Here is a 17,037-nt window from a genome sequence, read left to right as displayed (position 1 = left end):
CTCACGAATGCACTCTCCTCACTGATAGCGCTTGTAGCAGCCCGCGTCGTCGGTGGCCAGGCCCGCCCGGAACGCCGCGATCCGGGTGAACGCCGCCGGCACACCTTGCCCGTCGACTGCCGTAGCCGCATAGCCGTTGGTCAGCAACCCGGCGACGGCTTTGTCCAAATCGCCGGCCATCAGCTGCAGGCTGTCACCACTGGGTAAGTCATGCGGCTTGGCCATCTGGCGCTGAGCCTGAGCGGTCAGGCAGGCGGTGCGTAGCGCAGCCGTCGGGTTGTCGAGCTTCGCTCCGCGCTGGTTCTCCAACGCCATCATGTACCGCGATACCACGATCGAGAATGCCGTGTTGTCTCCCTGGATGAGGGACTTCTCGGCCATATCGGCCGGTGTGCCGATTTGCTGCAGGGCAGGCAGATTCACCGAAATCGTGTTCGTCGACGGGCAATACGAAGCGGGCGAATCACCCTGGGCAACATCGCATTTCGCTGGTTCGTAGGTGAGCTTCGGAGGTTGCTTCGGGGAATAGATCACTCCGAGCAGCTCGACCAGAGTACCGATCGTGCCCTTGTCGACAGGCAGGTCGACGGACCGGTGCTCGTCGTCGGTCGGCTCGTCCTCGAGCTCCATCGGCAACCCCTGGCGGCGCTGCTTGATGTCCGCCAGATCGATGGCCGCACAGGCCTGCGGCCCGAGAGTGAAGCCCTGCTGGAATGCACTGACGCGGTCCAGCGCGGTGCCGTGGCCATCGGTGAGCATGTCGTCGTCGTGCGGACCCAGCGTTGGATCACGGACGGTGATCAATCCGGCCAGCACATGGTTGAGGCCGTCTCCGGTGCTCATCGTGAACCGCTTGGAATCGCCGGCCGCGACGTAGTGCAGATACGCGCCGGCGAAACAGTCGGCCTGCTGTTCACGCACGATGACCGGCGTACTGCGGGTCACCAACTTCGCCATGTACTGAATGGCGTGACCGTATTCGTGTCCGATCAGCCCGGCCACCGAGACGTCGCCGAAGTACTTACGCCCAGTCGGCACCATGACGCCGCGGTCCCAGGCCATCAGCTTCTCGCTGGGGCAGTAGAAGGCATTCACCAAGCCGGCGGTGTCCTCGTCGCACGCCGTCGGGCTCTGCCGATCGCGAGCGTCGTATGACAGGAACTTGTCGATGGGTTTGAACGTGCCCTTCAAACCTGAAGCGCTGTAGTCGTGCTGCCAGTATTCGGCGATGTCGTTGATCGCCTGTAGGGCCAGTCGATCAACTTCGCTGTTGTTGGTGTTCTGCACCGTGCCGACCGCCGCGGGCGCATTGTCCCGCAAACCACTCGGGCCATCCTTGGCCGGTAGGTCAGCGACGTGGAAGGGGTCGTTTACCGGCGACACCGCGGTGCCGGCGACAGTCGGCGCGCACGCCGCCAACAGCGCCACGGCGAACACCGACACCGAACGCCTCAGCGCTGTTCCGCGCATCACCCACAATCCGAGATCCTCTGTCATCGCGCCCCCTGACGTTCGGTCCAGACTATGGCCTGCCGGCAGCTTCAGAACAGCGAACGGTGCACCCCGGGTTCAGGGTGCACCGTTCCTCGTTCGGGTTGTCAGAACTGACCGGAAGCGATCTTCTGCATACCCTTGTGGACCTGAATACCGATGTACCCCAGCACAACTGCAATGACAGCGTCGATCACGATGGCCAGCACCAGCATCGCCGTGAGAGTACCGCTCACGTACGGGCTGCTACTCACTCCCGCAAGGCCGATGACACCGATCAACACACCCAGCAGGCTGGCTGCCGCACCCACACCACAAATTCCGTAGGCGACGAACTGCGCCGCCAGCTTCGTGCCGAGCGCCAGGAAGCAGTACCCCAACCCGAGCCAGACCACGCACGCGATGAGGGACCCGATGCCGCCGAACAGGCTCAGGAACAACCCGATCAGCACCGCGCCGGCGTAGCCGAGGTAGACGAACTGGTTGGAACCCTGCGGGTTGGTCCGCATGTTCTGGAACCACGGCTGCTGGATCAGCTCGCCGCGCACACCGCGCGTCATCAACCGGAAGATGAACGAATCACCCTTGTTGAGCAGCGATTTGGCCATGTCGACCGGCGTCTGCTGCGGCCCCATCTGACCGGGGAACTGCGGACCGCCCGGACCGGGGTATCCGCCTGGCTGCGGCGCGCCGAAACCCGGAGGCACCTGGGCACCGCCCGGGCCGAATCCCGGCGGCGGCACCGGAGCGCCGAAGCCTGGAGCGCCGTACGTCGGAGCGCCAAACCCCGGCGGAGGCGGCGGCACGGGAGCACCCACCGGATTCCACGGCTGTTCAGGCTGCGGTGGCACCGGCCCGCCGGGCTGACCGAACTGCGGCTGCGGAGCCGGCGGCTGGTAACCCGGCTGCGGCGGCTGCCACTGCGGTACCGCCGGCGGCACTTCCTGACCGTAGGGGCTGGCCGCGGGGACGGGGGCCTGCGGCGGCTGCCACTGCGGGGCCACGACTGTCGGCGGCACAACCTGGGTCTGGTCACCCGCGTCCGGGGCGTCGGTCGGCACCTGGAACGCCGAACGGTCGACGAACTGCGTCTTCTCCTCGAGATCAGCTGCCACCGGCGGCTGCTGGTTGCTCACCGAGCCGGCTTCATTCTTTTCGGACATATCGTGGTCTCCCTACAAATTCGACTACTCAAGACACCGTACGGTCGCCGACAAGTCCGCCGCGAAGCGGTCTCACGCATCCGCTGCATCTGCGCGACCGAATAATCCCGTCAGAACCGGATATTCCGGATGCTGTCGTAAACCCCAGCGATCCACAGCAGCAACGGAATCACCGCCGCGATGGCCGCACCGTCGGTCAGCTCAAGAATGCGCTTCGTCACCGGTGACACCCGACCGACGCCGTCTGTCGCGCCGATCATGATCAGTGCCACCACCGCGAGGGCGACGTACAGGGCGATCACCAGCCAGGCGCCGTCCGCATCCCACGACACCAACTTGATCATCACGCCAGTGGGAATGGCGACCGTCGCCGCCAAAAGTGCCCAGCCACACCACCGTTCGGCATACAGCCGCGAGCGGAACCCGCAGACGACGGTGACCAGTCCCGCGACAATCAACGAGTGCACGAAGAAGTGCCCCTGCACCACGATTGCGATGGCTCCGTATGTCAGCACCGTCACGCCGGCACTCAAGAACCCGATCAGCAGCTGTCGCGCCAACGTGCTGCGTTCGGTCAACCGCGCCGCGGAATCAGGCACCGAATCAATGATCGCGCGCCAGGTCGCCGACTCCTCGTCGATGACATCACTATGCGCGGCAACAGGATCCAGCAACTCCTCGTTCGCGATCACTTCACCCGGTGCGGGGATCGGCGGGAGCGCGATCCGCGCCACCGCCACCGTGAGCTTCGCCGCGTTAGTGACGACGATGAGGCCGAACGCGATGGCGCCGGCGGGAACCCACGAAGCGCCGCCATATCCATAGGCGATCGCGGCCGCGGTCACCGCGGCCGCGATGACCGCAAGAAACGCCGCTACGGCTGCGCGTTTCCGCGGGCCGCCGCGCGTCGCCAATACGACGATCATGATCACCGCTGCTGCACCCGCGAGTTGTGGCGCGCCCATGTCGTTGATACCGCGGGGCAGCGGCACAGCCAGTGCCGCCGCGCCACCCAACAGCGGCAGCGACGCCACCAGAAGACTTTCGGCCAGGTCAGCGTTGTCGTATCGCCCATTGGCGATGAAGCTGCCGGCCAGAACCAGAGCACCGAGCAAGCCGAGCGCTACCGCCCACCACCAACCATGGCCAGACTGCGACCACGCCCACAACGACGCACCGGCCGTCGCGAGCGTCGCGATGGGAATAGCCAGTCCGACAAGACGTTTCAGTGCGTTGACGTCGAACTCTGGGGACTCCTCGAGCACGGCCATGGCGTCGATGACGTCCTCGACCAACGGCCGGTAGCGCTCGGTTCGGGTCACCGACACCAATGTCAGCAGGGCTCCGTCGACCACTCCGGCGTCGTCGAGCGACTCCGTGGACTTCAGCGGCGGCGATCCCGGGCGCGCGAACGCCCACACGCCCTGCGCCTTGAAGTCGAACCCGGCCAGCACGTCCGCCGGGGTGTCGTCAAGCAGATCGGCAAGGACGTTCACCGTCTCGTCGATGTAGGTCTCGATGGCTGTTGACGCCGGCAGGACCAGATCGGTCATGCGTCGACCGGTCAGGATGGTGACCCGGGTGGTCGACTGCCTCGTCGGATTGTCAGCTGCCGCAGTGGGCGCAGCGGTTGCGGGGCCGGCAGATGCGGTCACCGGCGCTCGAGCCTGTCGAAGTCGTCAGACAGAGCGGCGGCGAGCTCGGTGATCCGGCGCCGGTAGGTCTTGCCCAGCAGATCGAACTGGATGTCCGAACCCGCGGCGATGTGCTTGTCCCACGGCAGCACCACGACGCGGCCGGCCGGCACGTGCCGCTCGAACTGCTGCACCAGATCGTCGACATCGATGTTCGTCTTGCCCGGCGTCACGTGGTTGATGACCACACACGCTCGGCCCAGCAGATCCTGATATCCGTTCTGCCGCAACCAGTCCATGGTCACCGCGGCCTGGCGGGCACCGTCGATCGAGGCGCTGGCCACGATCACCAATCCGGACACGGTCGACAGCACGGCGCGAGAGGCCTGGTGGAACAAACCGGCGCCGCAGTCGGCGAGTACGAGGTTGTAGTACTGCGAGACGATCTTGACCGCGGCGGCCCAGTCCTCTTCGTTGAAGTCGCGGCGTGCCACGCTGTACTCGGCCGATGACAGCACCTCGAGGTTGGAGGCGTTCATGCTGGTGTACGCGCGGATATCATTGTAGCGCGCAAGTTCCTTGTCGGACAACAGATCCGAGATGGTCGCGGCGGACTGCCGACCGGCCCGGTCGGCCAGGTTGCCACCGTCCGGATCGGCGTCGACCGCCAGAATCCGATCGCCACGGACCTTCGACATCACGGAGCCGAGGGTGACGGTCACGGCCGTCTTGCCGACGCCGCCCTTCAGCCCCAGCACACCGATCTGATAAGAGTCGCGGGCGTTGCGACGAATCCGGGTGTAAAGGTCCAACTCGTACAGCTCGTCGGGCGACAGGCCCAGGTTGATGCGCGTCAGCAGGTAGAGCACATGGCGCCAGCCACGCTGCGACGGCATCTTCACCCCGGCCCGTACGCCGACGTGGGACAGCGCGTCGATGGCGCGATGGTCGCCGATGGTGGCGGCCGACGTCTGGTCCGGCATGTGCTGCTCGGTCCACTGCATGTCGGCCTGCGGGTCCATCGCGTAGTGCTGTGGCGGCGGCTGCATGTGTCGCGGCGGAGGCGGCATCATCATCGGGGCGTGCTGCGGCTGCTCGTACTGTGCGCCGGCCATCGGCGCGCCCTGCGGCGAGCGCATCAAGCCATTCTGCATGAATTGCGGTGGCATGGGCGGCATTTGAGTCGTTACCTCAGACGGCCGTGGCGGCGGGACCATGCCAGTCGGCTGCTGTGGTTGCCCGGCAACGGGCGGGCCCGACGGCGATTCGGCCCCTGCAACCGACGCAGCGGCCGCGGAAGCCGACATCTGCGCGGCGGCAGCAAGGGTCGCATGGTCGACGGTGCGCGTGGCTTCCTCGTTGTCGGCCTGGCCCGGCGAATTGTTGAAAAGCCGGTCATAGTCGGCGGACATGAGTACCTCTCGATTGTGTGTTGGTATCCCCGGGAACGCACATGAGGCGGGCAGAGTCGACCCTACGCCGACCTGCCCACCTCCTGTGCTGCGTCGTTGGGATCGCCTATCCGAACATTCCGGTGACACCGTGCTCGGTGCCCTGCATGGTGCCACCGGCCTCGCTGACCGCATGGCCAAGGCTCTGCAGCGCATTGTTCAGCTCCATGGCGGTGTTGTCCCACCGCTGCTGAACTGCCTGGTAGGCCTCCGAACCCGAACCGCCCCACACCGAAGCCAGCTTTGCCAGCGAGGCCTTACCCTCGTCCAGCAGACCCTGCGTCGTGCTCACGGCGCCGGCCAGATCGCCTGCGCTACCTTCGATGCCTGCGAAATTCCAATTCTGTGCACCTGACATTTGTCTTCTCCGCTTCTAAGTCGTTGTACGTGGTGGTTGAGGTCTGACTAGATGTGCATCTGGTTCGCCAGCGACGACCCCGCGTCGGCGTCGGACGAGGTGTACTGCACGCCGGCGGTCTGGATGTTGGCGGAGATATCAGCCAGCTCCTTGAGCTGCTGGGTCATGGCCTCGTCGAAACGTGCCAGGGCGGCCTGCGCTGCCAGACCCGCTTGCTCGCTGTGCATATGCGTCGCCAGCTGGCCCGCCACCGCGTCGACGTGAGTCTTGACGCCGGTCAGCTCGCCCGAGATGCGGTCGAAGTTCGCTGCCTCTGAGGCGAGGACCGCGGCATCTGTATGCATGCTTGTCATGTTGGATCACCTTTTCTGTTTCCTGTGTCCTCACCACGGAATTGGCGAGTCCTTGCCGACCCCCCTGGGCCGGAAAGCCTGTGTGTGATGCGACAACTCACCAGTCGTCGTCATCGTCGTCGAGGTCCTGTACCAGAACCCCGGGGGCTTTGAGGGCCTCCCTCGTCCCTCCGCCCTTCTCTGCTTTACCGCCCGGCCCCATTCCGGTCCCGGCACCACCCGCGCTACTCACCGGCGCCTTGCCAGCGCCCGATGCGCCCGCTGCCGCGCCGGCCTCCAGCGAAGCGGTCGAAGGGCCCTCGAGGCTGCCAACCAGCGAGGCCATCAACGGTGTTCGCGGTGCTGAACCACCCATGCCCGGCAGTGACGCTGCCCGGACCAGGCCGGCACCTGAGGTCGCCCCCGAGCCGCCCGCCAGCGGATGGTTGGAGAACGGGCTCGCGCCCATGAGGCCAATCTGTGGTCCGTTGTTCTGGCCGAAACTGCTGCCCAGCTGACTGAAAATCTGGGTCACTTGCTGCATCGGCTGGCTCAGCTGCTGAACAGGTTGTGTGATGAGCTGACCGAGCTGCTGCGGCAGCTGCGCTACCTGCGAACCGACCTGCGATGCCACCTGCATCATCATCTGGGTGCCCTGCTGCCCCTTGTCCTGCTGCTCGCTGGCGCGTTGCGCCGCCGATTCCGCCTTGGACGCTTGGTTCTGAGCAGCGCCGCCCGCGAAACTGGCCTGAGACGCCGCATTACCTACCATCAACGCCGCGTCTTCTATCACCGATTGGCCGGCGACCTGAGCGATGACCAAGTTTCGCGCCACCGCCTCGGATACCCCCATCACGGCTTGCGCGACGATTGCCGCTTCAGTCGCCTCGCCGACACCCGGTATGACGATCGGCGTGGCCGGCAGAATCGGTTCGAACAGCGTGTTCATGGTGGTCTCGGCGTTATACGCTTCCATCACCGCGCCCGCCAATGCCCACATGCGCGCGTAGTCCGCCTCATTGAAGCCGATGGGGACGGTGTTGATACCGAGGAAATTAGTGCCCTCGAGCACGGCGTGTGTGACGTGGTTCGTCTCGATCTCGGGGAGCTGCGGAGTAGAGGCCAGCGCCACGGTGTACGACTCGGCTTGTGCCAATGCCTGCATCGCACGCTTCTGCGCCTGGATCGCGGTCGTGTGCAACCACGTCACCATCGGCATGGTTGCCGTAACCGCGCGTTCGCTGCCCATTCCCGACCAGTTGGCACTCAACTCCGACAAACTGGCGGAAAGCTCCACCGCCTGTGTCTCCAGCGCAATCGCCAGCGCCTCCCACCCCGCGGCCGCTTGCAGCATCGGCGCAGGACCTGCACCGGCCATCAGCCGGCCGGTGTTCACCTCCGGCGGAAATGCTCCGTAGAACATCGCCGGCATGGCGGGAAGAAATGGTGCCATAGTCCGCTGTCGTCCTCAGGCTCTAGGAGGTGACTAGATCAGGGTCGCGGCCGTGGCCACGTCGGTGGCCTCATACATGGCGCCCGCCTCGACGTACGCCGCACCGGCGCGCGCCAGCTCTTCCTGGGCGAAGGCGTTGATGCCCATGACCTCGACGCCCTCGACAGCGAAGGCCATCGCGGCCTGCATCGACACCTCATCCGCACCGGCCGGAACCAGCGCACTGGCCTCCGACAAGGTGGCGGTGCCGGTGGTCAGTCCGCGGGCTCCGTTGCCGACGACCTGGGTACCGACGCCGATTGCGCCCGGGTTGTGCTCCAAAGGCTGCATTTCTTTTCTCCTTACCAATTCGAAATCGCGGTATGGACTTGTGCGAACGGCACAGATACGAAATGAAGATCCCCCATGGAACCCCCGTTCCCCTTTGCCGTTCAGCGGGCGTTTAGCGTTGCTGAACGTCTGAAACAGATACTACCGACGGTTTCGGGGGGTCACCTACACTTATTCCGCGGGTGGATCAACATAGGCCGCCTGGATGACCTCCTTGCCGTCCGGTGAGACCAGAAGTGCCTGGCCAGGGGGCCTGCGGCGGAGTTTGAACTCGCTCGACGGGAACTCCGATTTCTCACCCGACAGGAACATCGTGGGCGTTCCGGCACCAAAAGCGGTACCGACGAACTTGTCCATCGTGGAGCGATGCGCCTGACTCATCTGACACGTCACGATGATGTGCAGACCGATATCGGCGGCCGCCGGCAAGAGCGGTGCCAGCGGCGCCATAGGTGACCCCATACCGCTGGCGGCGACGATCATGTGCCAGTCATCGACCAGTAGCACCACGTCCGGACCTGTCCACCAGGAGCGCGAACGCAGCTGCGAGGTGGTGAGGTCAGGCGGCGGCAGCCGCTTCTTCAGGTTGACCGCCAGCGCTTTGATGGACTCTTCGAGGGCCGCGATATTGCGGTTGATGGCACCCGCCGCGAGCAGATGTGTCTCGGGCACCGCGTCGAGCAGGCCCGAGCGGAAGTCCGCCAGCATGAACCGCACCTGATCTGGACTGTTGCGACTGCAGATCGCCTCGGCCACCGCGTGCGCAATGGTGGTCTTGCCCGACTTCGGCGCACCGAAGATGAGCTGGTGCGGCGTGTTGTACATGTGGTTGTACGCCACCGACAGGTCGGACTCCCGCACGCCCACCGGCACCGTCCAGCGGGTCCGGTAGTCGTTCTCCGACCCGGGCGGGTTGGGGTCGAGTTCGTGCAGGTAGATCCGCTCGGGTAGCACGCGCACGCGCGGTGCCATGTCGGTATGCAGCGACGCGATGTGGTCGACAGCCGCGGTGATGGCCGGCACGAGGTCGTCAGCGCTGTGCACCCCGTCCATCCGAGGCACGCCGATCATCAGGTGATGCTTCTCCATCGATACCGCTCGGCCAGGGCGGTTCGTCGGAATCTCGCGGGTGATGCGGTCAATCTGCGTCTCGTTGACATCACCGAGCCTGAATTCGACCTTGGTGCCCAGGTAGTCACGGACCCGGGATTTCAATTCCGTCCAGCGCGCCGTCGAGATGATGACGTGCACACCGAACGACAGGCCCTGACCGGCGAGGTCCTGAACCACCGGCTCAAGGTCCGGGAACTCGCCGACGAAGGCCGGCCAGCCGTCGATGATCAGGTACACGTCGCCGAACGGATCCTGTGACGCCGGGTGATTCGGGTCTTCACGCAGCTGCCGGTAACTCGCGATCGAGCCGATGCGATGCTCTTTGAACATCAATTCACGTTGCCGCAGAACGGCTTTCATCTCGGCGACGACGCGCATCACCCGGTCCGGTTCGGAGCGGGTGGCCACGCCGCCGACGTGTGGCAGATCCTCGAGATACATCAGGCCACCACCGCCGAGGTCGACACAGTAGAACTGCACCTCTCGCGGGGAGTGGGTCGCGGCCGCCGACAGCACCAGCGTCTGCAGGAAGGTCGACTTGCCGGTCTGCGGCGCACCACCGACCGCGATGTTGCCACCGGCAGCCGAGGTGTCGATACCCCACACTTCCTGCTTGTGGCGGCGCGGCTCGTCCATGATGCCCAGGCCGAAACGGAGCGGCGCCCGCTGGTCGCGCTCGATCAGTTCGTTGACCGGCACCGGATCCAGCAGCGGCGGCAGCCACATCTTGTACGCCCGGCTCTCGCCGGTCGTCAGCTGGTTCAGCACCACTTCACGCAGGGCACGCTGTTCGGTGTTCGTCATCGCCGAGCCCCCGAATCCGCCATCGGCGCCGCGGTGAACGGACGAATACGGAAGGTGTTCTGCGCCACCACCCTTGGCGCGTCGTCACCGTCGTCGCTCTCCGCCACCGTCGGCACATAGGTGCCGCCGGTGTAGATGCTCTTGAACTTGACGGGATCCTCCATACCCACCCGCAGGAAGCCCACGCCGCTCTCCTTGTTGGTGATGTACTGCGCCTCGGGCGTACCGATCACCGCCTTCGATTCGGCGGAACTGGTGGTACGCAAAGCGATTCGGTACGTCAGGTTCGGCTCCAGCTTGTCGATGCGGGCACCGCCGGTGTTGAGCGACTGCGTTGCCAGCAGCAGGTGCACACGCAGCGACCGGCCCACGCGACAGATGCGGTCGAACAGTGCGATGAAGTCCGGGTGGTTCTGCAGCAACTCCGCGAACTCGTCGACGACCACGAAAAGCGTTGGCAGCGGTGGCAAATCAGCACCGCGTTCGCGGTACTTCTCGTATTCAGCCACGCCCGACAACGCACCGGCTGCGCCAACCTGCATACCGGCCTGACGCAGGATGTTCTGCCGGCGGTCCAACTCACCGGTGAGCACCTCACCCATGCGGCTGACGAGTTCGGCTTCCTCTTCCATGTTGGTGACGACCGCCGCCGTGTGCGGCAGGTTCTCCATGCCCAGGAAAGTCGAGCCACCCTTGAAGTCGGTCAGCAGCAGGTTGATCTGATCGGGGTGATGCGTCGCGACCAGCGAAAGAATCAGGGTACGAAGGAATTCCGACTTACCGGAACCCGTCGTACCGATCAGCATGCCGTGCGGGCCGGCACCGAATTCGGCGCCTTCCTTGATGTCGAGATGCATGATCTCGCCATTTTTGAGCTGGTGGCCGAACGGAATGCGCAGCCGGTCCTGATCGGTGTCCGAGTACATCCGCCACCGCCGCGGCGTGACCTCCTCGACGGTGCGCGCCCCGACCAGGTGGTGCCACTCGCTCGACACCTTCTTCTGGACGCGGGTGCCCTTGTCGATGATCGTGCCGGTAATCGACCACCCTGCCAGCTTGCGCGCCAACCGGCCCGCCGATGTCGGGGTCACCGAGTCGGTCACGGTGGTCACCTCACGCCATGGCTGGTTCGCCGCCCGGTCCTCGCAGGAACCATCGGGATTGACCTTGATGCGGTACCCGGACTTGTGGTTGCCCTTGGTGATGACGGTGACGCCGGCGCGCCCGTCGACGGGGAATCCGGCCTTGCCGCCGGTCAGGTCGACGACCAGCACATAGGGACCGGAGGGGGGCGCGTCAGCGCTGTGCGGGCCGCGCGCGGTCAGGTCGGCCAACCCATCCGGTTTGGTGAACACCAGGCGTTTGGGCCCGGCGTCGTCGAACTCGGTCTGGCTCTGCACGTGCGGCAGCCATTTCAGCCAGGCCCAGTCGGGATCGTCGAGATCGTCCATCAGCACCCGAATCTGCAACAGGTCCGGTGGGTGGAAGACCGCCAGGTGGCAGATCATGGCGGCGAGCAGTCCCCGCGATCCTTCGGGATCGCCGCCGACGGCGATGGTCGGATAGCTCTTGAGGATGACCAGCTTGGGACAGTCGTGGACGAGGCCGTGGGTACGCAGGAACTTGGTCACCCACATATGGCTGACCGGTTCCAGGTGGGCCTGCGGCGCCGCCATGGGGCCGGCCAGCTCCGACCCGATGTTCGGCTTGAGCAGCCGGTCCACGGCCGCCTGCGCGCCGATGCCGATGCGGGCACCCATGAAGAAGTCGGCGTTGTTGCCGCTGACGCTGCGCGACCACTGCCGCTGCGTGCCGACGATCGATAGCAGATCCTCGGGGTGCGGTGCGTGATAGCTGAAGAACGTCACCTGGGCATCGGCCGACGACGTCACGCGGGTCCGCAGGCCCGCGAGGTACCGCAGGTACTCTTTGCGGTCCTCGTTGATCTCCGGCACCTTCTTGCCGCCGCCACCGCCGCTGGCCATGTAGCCGACGGTGCCCATGATCATCATCAGCGGCATCATCAGCATGTACGGCGACAGCTGGCGGACGCCGGTGAAGACCATGATCGCGATCATCCCGAGCATGCCGCCGCCCATGACGTACGGCATCGCCTTCTGCATACCGGACGCGGGGATTTCGATGCCCAGGTCGTCGGGCGGGGTGACGTTGATCTCGCCCGGGGTCAGGCGCGGGCCCCGCCTCATCGACGGGGTGAACTTCTTGGTCGTCATGACGCACCTCCCGGATGCGGCGGCACGGCGGCTGCAGCACCATCAGTGCTGCCAGCCACCTTCCGCGGTTTCGGATCCGACGGCAGCGTGTCGTGTTCGAGCAACGCGGCCTCCTTCGACAGGACCGGGCCTTCCATCAGTAGACCGACCACCTGCCACGGCGCCGTGGCGGCGCCGCTGAGACCGAGGGCCTTGGCGGTGTCGTCGTTGGCAACGCCGTACCGGACGCCCTGGGCATCGACGTAGTACTGGGACTCGCCGTAACGGGGGTCGGGGGACTGCAGCCGGATGTACTGGCCGCCGTCGATGTAGACCGTGGCGTCACCGCTGATCTGCTTGATGCCGTTACCCATCGAGCTCGCCGGGATCGGCAGATGCCGGCCGACGATCACCGTGGTCTTGGCGCCCTGGTCACCGGCTTCGCGCTGCCACGTCCAGCACACCGTCGGATCGTCCTGCGGCGGCAGCATGGTCATGGGCTTCGCCGGCAGCGGCGAGGTGTAGGTCTGCTCGGGGATCTTGGCGACCACGCTCGATTCCACCGACGGCGGCGAGATCAGCCCGTAGGAGTTCGTCGCCCGCAGAGCAGCCGCGGTGGTGTCATTGACCTTCGCGACACCGTCTGGCAGCACCACGTACTGCTGCTTGCTGTTGTCCGTGATGGTCTGGAATACGGTGCCGATGACCAGGTTCGCCGGCAGGCCGACGGTATTGGGCGCGCCGGCGGCCGGAATCGGGGCCAGCGCCCACGGACCGACGTTCGGCAGCGCGTTGAACAGGCCGGACGAGATGGGCGCCGACTTCGAGCCGACCGGGATACCCACAGCGGACGTCAGGGCGCGATCGGCCAGATCGATCGAATGCCGGCCGTCCTTGGTGATCAGCCAGGTCTTGTCCTGGTACTTGACCAGCACACCCTGGTCCGGGCGAATCGGCGCGACGCCGCCGCTCAGCACCACCGGCTCGACCAGTATCGCAGTCTCGACGGTCGGGGTGACGCTCTCGGGCTTGGTGACGGTGTCGCACACCGACCAGGTGCCCGAACTGCCGTCCACCGGCGTCGCGTAAGGCGCTCCCGGGATACCGATCGGTTGCCCCTTCGGCATCTTGGCCAGCTCGGCAGGCTTGACCACCTGCGGCTCACCGGTGTGGCCGAGCACCAGCCGGGCCGAGGTCAGGTTATAGACCGGACGGATCTGCTGCGTCCCGGGCATGACGACATACAGCTGATTGGTGCTGCGGTCGACCAGCAGCGTGTCCTCGCCCCGCTTGCCTTGCGGTTTGAAGTAGGCCATCATCGCCGCGCCGAGGCAGATGATCACCGCGACGGTGATGCCCGCCGACACCGACCGGCTGTAGAACTGCAGCGGGTCGTCGAACATCCGGGTGTCGCGCCGCACGATGGCATGCTCGACGCGACGGAGTAGGAAGCGCCAGCCGCTGACCTGAACCTTGGTGGTGAGCCGGAAATCTGCCATCGGTTATTCGCCGATGTTCAGTCGCCGGTGCACTCCGCTGATCGCGGAAGCCATGTCGTCACCGGTGATCTCACCCAGCGCTTCGACGCTGAGGCTCTCGATGTCCAACGACCGGGCGAGGCGCATGTCGCGAGCCTGCTCGCCGGCTTCCACCAGCTGTCGCGCGTAGCGGCCGTTACCCGCGATGTCGATGGCCGGCTTGCCGTTCAGTTGGTGCTGGTACAGCGTGGTCGCCGCTTCCAGAACCTGCTTGGCCGCTTCCTCGTTGATCAGCGAATCATTGCTCTTGGCAATGACTTTCGCGATCTCGACGATCTCTTCGGGGGAGTAGGACTCGAACTCGATGCGGGTCGCGAACCGGGACCGCAGACCGTCATTGGCTTCGAGCAGCCGGTCGATGTCCGAGCTGTACCCCGCGATGATGACGACCAGGCGATCGCGGTCGTTCTCCATGCGGGCCAGCAGGGTGTCGATGGCCTCAGAACCGAAGGCGTCGCCGCCCTGCAGCCCGTCCTGGATGAGGGTGTAGGCCTCGTCGATGAACAGCACCCCGCCGAGCGCCCGGTCGATGACCTTCGATGTCTTCACCGCCGTGTGGCCCAGGTACTCACCGACGAAGTCCTTACGGGACGTCTCGATCAGCTTGGGCTCGGCGATGACGCCGAGGCCGGCCAGGATGTTCGCGACCACGCGGGCGATGGTGGTCTTGCCGGTTCCCGGCGGCCCGGTGAAGATCATGTGCTTCGACTGCTGCGCGACCTTCATGCCGCGCGCGGCCCGGATCTTCGCCATTTGCGTTGCGGCACGGTAGGTCTCGATCTGCTCCTTCACCTTGGCCAGACCGATCTGCCGGTCCAGTTCGGCCTGCGCATCGCTGAGCATCTTGTCGCGCGCCGACGTATCGGCCACCACGCTGTTCGGATCCCACTTGTCGGAGCGGGCGGCGATCTTCTCCGACGTTGTGGTCTGCAGCTTGTAGTTCGGATCACGAAGCGCCTCAGTGACTTTCGGCTCCGGGAAATTGGCCTGTAACCACTCCAGCAGACGCCGCGCGCCCTCCTCGTTACCCTGGTCCCGGAAGGTCATGGCCAGGTACCAGGCAATCGGCCGGCCGCACGCCGTCCCAGCCGGCGACTCGTTGGCCTCGGTCAGCTTGTCCTTGGCCTCGGTGAACAGCCCGAGATTCGCCGCGGCCACACCGCGGGCCACCCCGGCCGCACCGGCGAGGAACGCGTCCGGCCAGCTCTCCGACCCCCGCAGCACCTCCATGACATCGGTCCAGCGCTGGCCACCGGTGTAGATGACCGCCTTGACCCAGGCCACCAGATGCTCAGACGCGCCGACCGCCGCGCTCTCGACGGCTTCCAGCGCGTCGGCGTAGTTGCCCTCGGAAGCCTCGTTCACCGCGAACGCCAACGTGAGAGCGAGCGGCGAGTTCACCGGGTAGGTGATGTCGCCGAGCTCTCCGCCGATCCGTACCCGCGCGTTGACCTGCGCCAGCGACACCTCGGCCTGCCCGGCGAGCATGCCGAGGTTGCCGCGCGAGTACCAGGCGCGGAACAGCGTGGTGCGGTCCGCGTCACCGCACCGGATCCGCCCGATCCAGGCGTCGCACGCGGTCTCGTCGACCGAGGTGATCTCGGTGAACAGCTGCATCGAGCGCGCCGGCGCGGTGTCCAGCATGCCGACGGCGTTGTTGAACATGGCGGCGAGTTGGTCACTCATGTGTTTCCCCTGAATATCTGGTGGCAAAGATGTGGGCGCGGGTCGCGGCGGCCTCTTCGGGCGACGGGAGGTCGAGATTGCGCGACAGGAAGTCCTTGGCCTCGGCGCGGTCGTGGCCCAGTTCCTCGAGCCCCGAGTACATGACCTCGTACTGCGCCGACCGACCGTCCTGGCGGGCCAGCTCGGCGATCACGAGAATTTCCTGCGCCAGTTCGACTTCCGTCATATTGGTGGCGCCCGGGGCGAGCCGGACCCGGTGGATCCGGCCGTCCATGAGAGCCGTGACCGTCACCGTCTGGGGCGGGTTCGCGACCGTGTATCCGAACTGGACCGGCTCGTCGACGGACGGCATTCCGTCCTCGGCCGCCACGGCGTCCGGGACGACCGCGTCGTCGGCCGCGTAGAGGAATTCGAGAGCGCCGCCGAGATCGTCGTCCGAGCCATCGTTCGGATCATCACCCGACGGCTCATTATCGAACCCGTCATCATGGTGGGCCGCCAACGTCAGTCCTGGTAGTCGTCGCCGGAGGCACCCGCGGAGGGGGTGTCGAACCACGAACCCGACGGCAGGAACTCCATCAGTCCCTGCAGGGCACGCTCCAGATTCTCGTCGGTGCCGGCGAGGAAGCTGCCGTACAGCTCGCCGCTCACCTTCCGCGGCAACGACACGATGCGGCCCAGCCGGGAGTCGAGGACGCCGGCGGCTACGTCGGCCTGGCTGTACGTGCCGCCCTCGTGCCGCTGGTTGGCGGTGAGCTCGACCCACGAATCCGGGTTGCCGATGAGTTCGGCATAGGTCCGAGCCGAACTCAGGCTGATTCCGAACTGGGTGAGTTGGTCGGGAGTCCGGGAGTCGGCGAGACGGCTGCTCGATGCGGTCAGCGGTTCGACGTTGGCGGGGGCGGCCGATCCGAGCACGGCATTGACCATGCCGGCGAGGCCCACCTGCGGGGCGACCCGCTGCACGACCAGCATTTCGCCGTCGCGGGCCGCGACCACGTGCCGCTCGCCTTTGCGACAGACCACGAACCGCAGCATCTTCCCGCCGACGTCGCGGCGCCACCAGCGGCCCTCGATGGTGCGGTCGGCACGACTCAGCGTGTCGACCATCGCGGCCACTTCCGGATGTGGGTTCCCGTAGATGTCGAGGACGCCCTGCGACGTCAGATCGCGGCGCACCTGTTCCCAAACGATGTCCCGCAGGTCCAATTGGGGAATGTTCGGCCGGATGCCGAGGCTCGTCGGGAAATCCATGAGACCCAGCTTGTCGGCGATGACCAGCATGCCGTCGATGGTGACCTCAACGGCCACGACGTCGTCGATGCCACCCGAAGCGCTGCTCGCCGCGGTATACGGGCCGGTCACGACCACTGCCCCGACGGCATCGTCGCCCCAGCCGACCCGGCATCACGCCCGGTGCTTGTGTCCACCCGCTGCATCTCGGCTCCACCCCCTGTTCCCGCCGCCAGGC

Annotated in this window: 14 protein-coding genes; all 14 read right to left on the bottom strand. The window is 65.9% G+C overall.

Annotation, left to right across the window (positions count from 1 at the left end; genetic code table 11):
* Nucleotides 1-18: 18 nt before the first annotated feature.
* Nucleotides 19-1,497 carry a neutral zinc metallopeptidase gene (locus G6N59_RS17290; RefSeq protein WP_138228037.1) on the bottom strand — a complete coding sequence of 493 codons (1,479 nt, stop codon included), beginning with the start codon at nt 1,495-1,497 and terminating at the stop codon, nt 19-21.
* Nucleotides 1,498-1,598: 101 nt separating this feature from the next.
* Nucleotides 1,599-2,654, bottom strand: coding sequence for an MFS transporter (locus tag G6N59_RS31610; RefSeq protein ID WP_138228036.1), 1,056 nt, complete (start codon nt 2,652-2,654; stop codon nt 1,599-1,601).
* 110 nt (nt 2,655-2,764) lie between these two features.
* Nucleotides 2,765-4,309 (bottom strand): type VII secretion integral membrane protein EccD, encoded by a 1,545-nt coding sequence (gene eccD / locus G6N59_RS17280; protein ID WP_138228035.1) that lies wholly within the window; start codon nt 4,307-4,309, stop codon nt 2,765-2,767.
* Nucleotides 4,306-5,700 (bottom strand): MinD/ParA family ATP-binding protein, encoded by a 1,395-nt coding sequence (locus tag G6N59_RS17275; protein ID WP_138228034.1) that lies wholly within the window; start codon nt 5,698-5,700, stop codon nt 4,306-4,308. Before G6N59_RS17275 ends, eccD begins: the two co-directional genes overlap by 4 nt.
* Nucleotides 5,701-5,806: 106 nt before the next feature.
* Nucleotides 5,807-6,097 carry a WXG100 family type VII secretion target gene (locus tag G6N59_RS17270; RefSeq protein WP_138228033.1) on the bottom strand — a complete coding sequence of 97 codons (291 nt, stop codon included), beginning with the start codon at nt 6,095-6,097 and terminating at the stop codon, nt 5,807-5,809.
* Between the two features lie 47 nt (nt 6,098-6,144).
* Entirely contained in the window at nt 6,145-6,450 is a 306-nt protein-coding gene (locus tag G6N59_RS17265) for a WXG100 family type VII secretion target (protein WP_163911400.1), read from the bottom strand.
* Nucleotides 6,451-6,547: 97 nt separating this feature from the next.
* The gene (locus G6N59_RS17260; protein ID WP_138228032.1) at nt 6,548-7,882 is read right to left on the bottom strand and encodes a PPE family protein; all 1,335 of its coding nucleotides are present in this window, start codon (nt 7,880-7,882) and stop codon (nt 6,548-6,550) included.
* Between the two features lie 33 nt (nt 7,883-7,915).
* Entirely contained in the window at nt 7,916-8,212 is a 297-nt protein-coding gene (locus G6N59_RS17255) for a PE family protein (protein WP_138228031.1), read from the bottom strand.
* A 171-nt stretch (nt 8,213-8,383) separates the two neighbouring features.
* The gene (eccCb, locus tag G6N59_RS17250; protein WP_138228030.1) at nt 8,384-10,129 is read right to left on the bottom strand and encodes a type VII secretion protein EccCb; all 1,746 of its coding nucleotides are present in this window, start codon (nt 10,127-10,129) and stop codon (nt 8,384-8,386) included.
* Nucleotides 10,126-12,363, bottom strand: coding sequence for a type VII secretion protein EccCa (eccCa, locus tag G6N59_RS17245; RefSeq protein ID WP_138228029.1), 2,238 nt, complete (start codon nt 12,361-12,363; stop codon nt 10,126-10,128). Before eccCa ends, eccCb begins: the two co-directional genes overlap by 4 nt.
* Entirely contained in the window at nt 12,360-13,841 is a 1,482-nt protein-coding gene (gene eccB / locus G6N59_RS17240; RefSeq protein ID WP_138228028.1) for a type VII secretion protein EccB, read from the bottom strand. The genes eccCa and eccB overlap by 4 nt, the downstream gene beginning before the upstream one ends.
* A gap of 3 nt (nt 13,842-13,844) precedes the next feature.
* On the bottom strand, nt 13,845-15,566 hold the full coding sequence (eccA, locus tag G6N59_RS17235) for a type VII secretion AAA-ATPase EccA (protein WP_138228027.1): 1,722 nt from the start codon (nt 15,564-15,566) through the stop codon (nt 13,845-13,847).
* Nucleotides 15,559-16,068, bottom strand: coding sequence for a hypothetical protein (locus G6N59_RS17230; RefSeq protein ID WP_138228026.1), 510 nt, complete (start codon nt 16,066-16,068; stop codon nt 15,559-15,561). Before G6N59_RS17230 ends, eccA begins: the two co-directional genes overlap by 8 nt.
* A 2-nt stretch (nt 16,069-16,070) precedes the next feature.
* The gene (locus tag G6N59_RS17225) at nt 16,071-16,931 is read right to left on the bottom strand and encodes an ESX secretion-associated protein EspG (RefSeq protein WP_138228025.1); all 861 of its coding nucleotides are present in this window, start codon (nt 16,929-16,931) and stop codon (nt 16,071-16,073) included.
* Nucleotides 16,932-17,037: the final 106 nt, after the last annotated feature.

Origin of the sequence: Mycolicibacterium aubagnense (assembly GCF_010730955.1) — a bacterium.
In the GTDB taxonomy this organism is placed as follows: domain Bacteria; phylum Actinomycetota; class Actinomycetes; order Mycobacteriales; family Mycobacteriaceae; genus Mycobacterium; species Mycobacterium aubagnense.
Note: the sequence above shows the minus strand (reverse complement) of the source record. Positions and strands in the feature narration are given on the sequence as shown.

Coding starts and splice junctions, on each gene's coding strand:
- G6N59_RS17270 (WP_138228033.1), bottom strand. CDS start 6,097: ATGTCAGGTGCACAGAATTGGAATTTCGCAGGCATCGAAGGTAGCGCA.
- eccCb (WP_138228030.1), bottom strand. CDS start 10,129: ATGACGAACACCGAACAGCGTGCCCTGCGTGAAGTGGTGCTGAACCAG.
- G6N59_RS17290 (WP_138228037.1), bottom strand. CDS start 1,497: ATGACAGAGGATCTCGGATTGTGGGTGATGCGCGGAACAGCGCTGAGG.
- G6N59_RS17265 (WP_163911400.1), bottom strand. CDS start 6,450: ATGACAAGCATGCATACAGATGCCGCGGTCCTCGCCTCAGAGGCAGCG.
- eccA (WP_138228027.1), bottom strand. CDS start 15,566: ATGAGTGACCAACTCGCCGCCATGTTCAACAACGCCGTCGGCATGCTG.
- G6N59_RS17260 (WP_138228032.1), bottom strand. CDS start 7,882: ATGGCACCATTTCTTCCCGCCATGCCGGCGATGTTCTACGGAGCATTT.
- G6N59_RS17275 (WP_138228034.1), bottom strand. CDS start 5,700: ATGTCCGCCGACTATGACCGGCTTTTCAACAATTCGCCGGGCCAGGCC.
- G6N59_RS31610 (WP_138228036.1), bottom strand. CDS start 2,654: ATGTCCGAAAAGAATGAAGCCGGCTCGGTGAGCAACCAGCAGCCGCCG.
- eccCa (WP_138228029.1), bottom strand. CDS start 12,363: ATGACGACCAAGAAGTTCACCCCGTCGATGAGGCGGGGCCCGCGCCTG.
- G6N59_RS17255 (WP_138228031.1), bottom strand. CDS start 8,212: ATGCAGCCTTTGGAGCACAACCCGGGCGCAATCGGCGTCGGTACCCAG.
- eccB (WP_138228028.1), bottom strand. CDS start 13,841: ATGGCAGATTTCCGGCTCACCACCAAGGTTCAGGTCAGCGGCTGGCGC.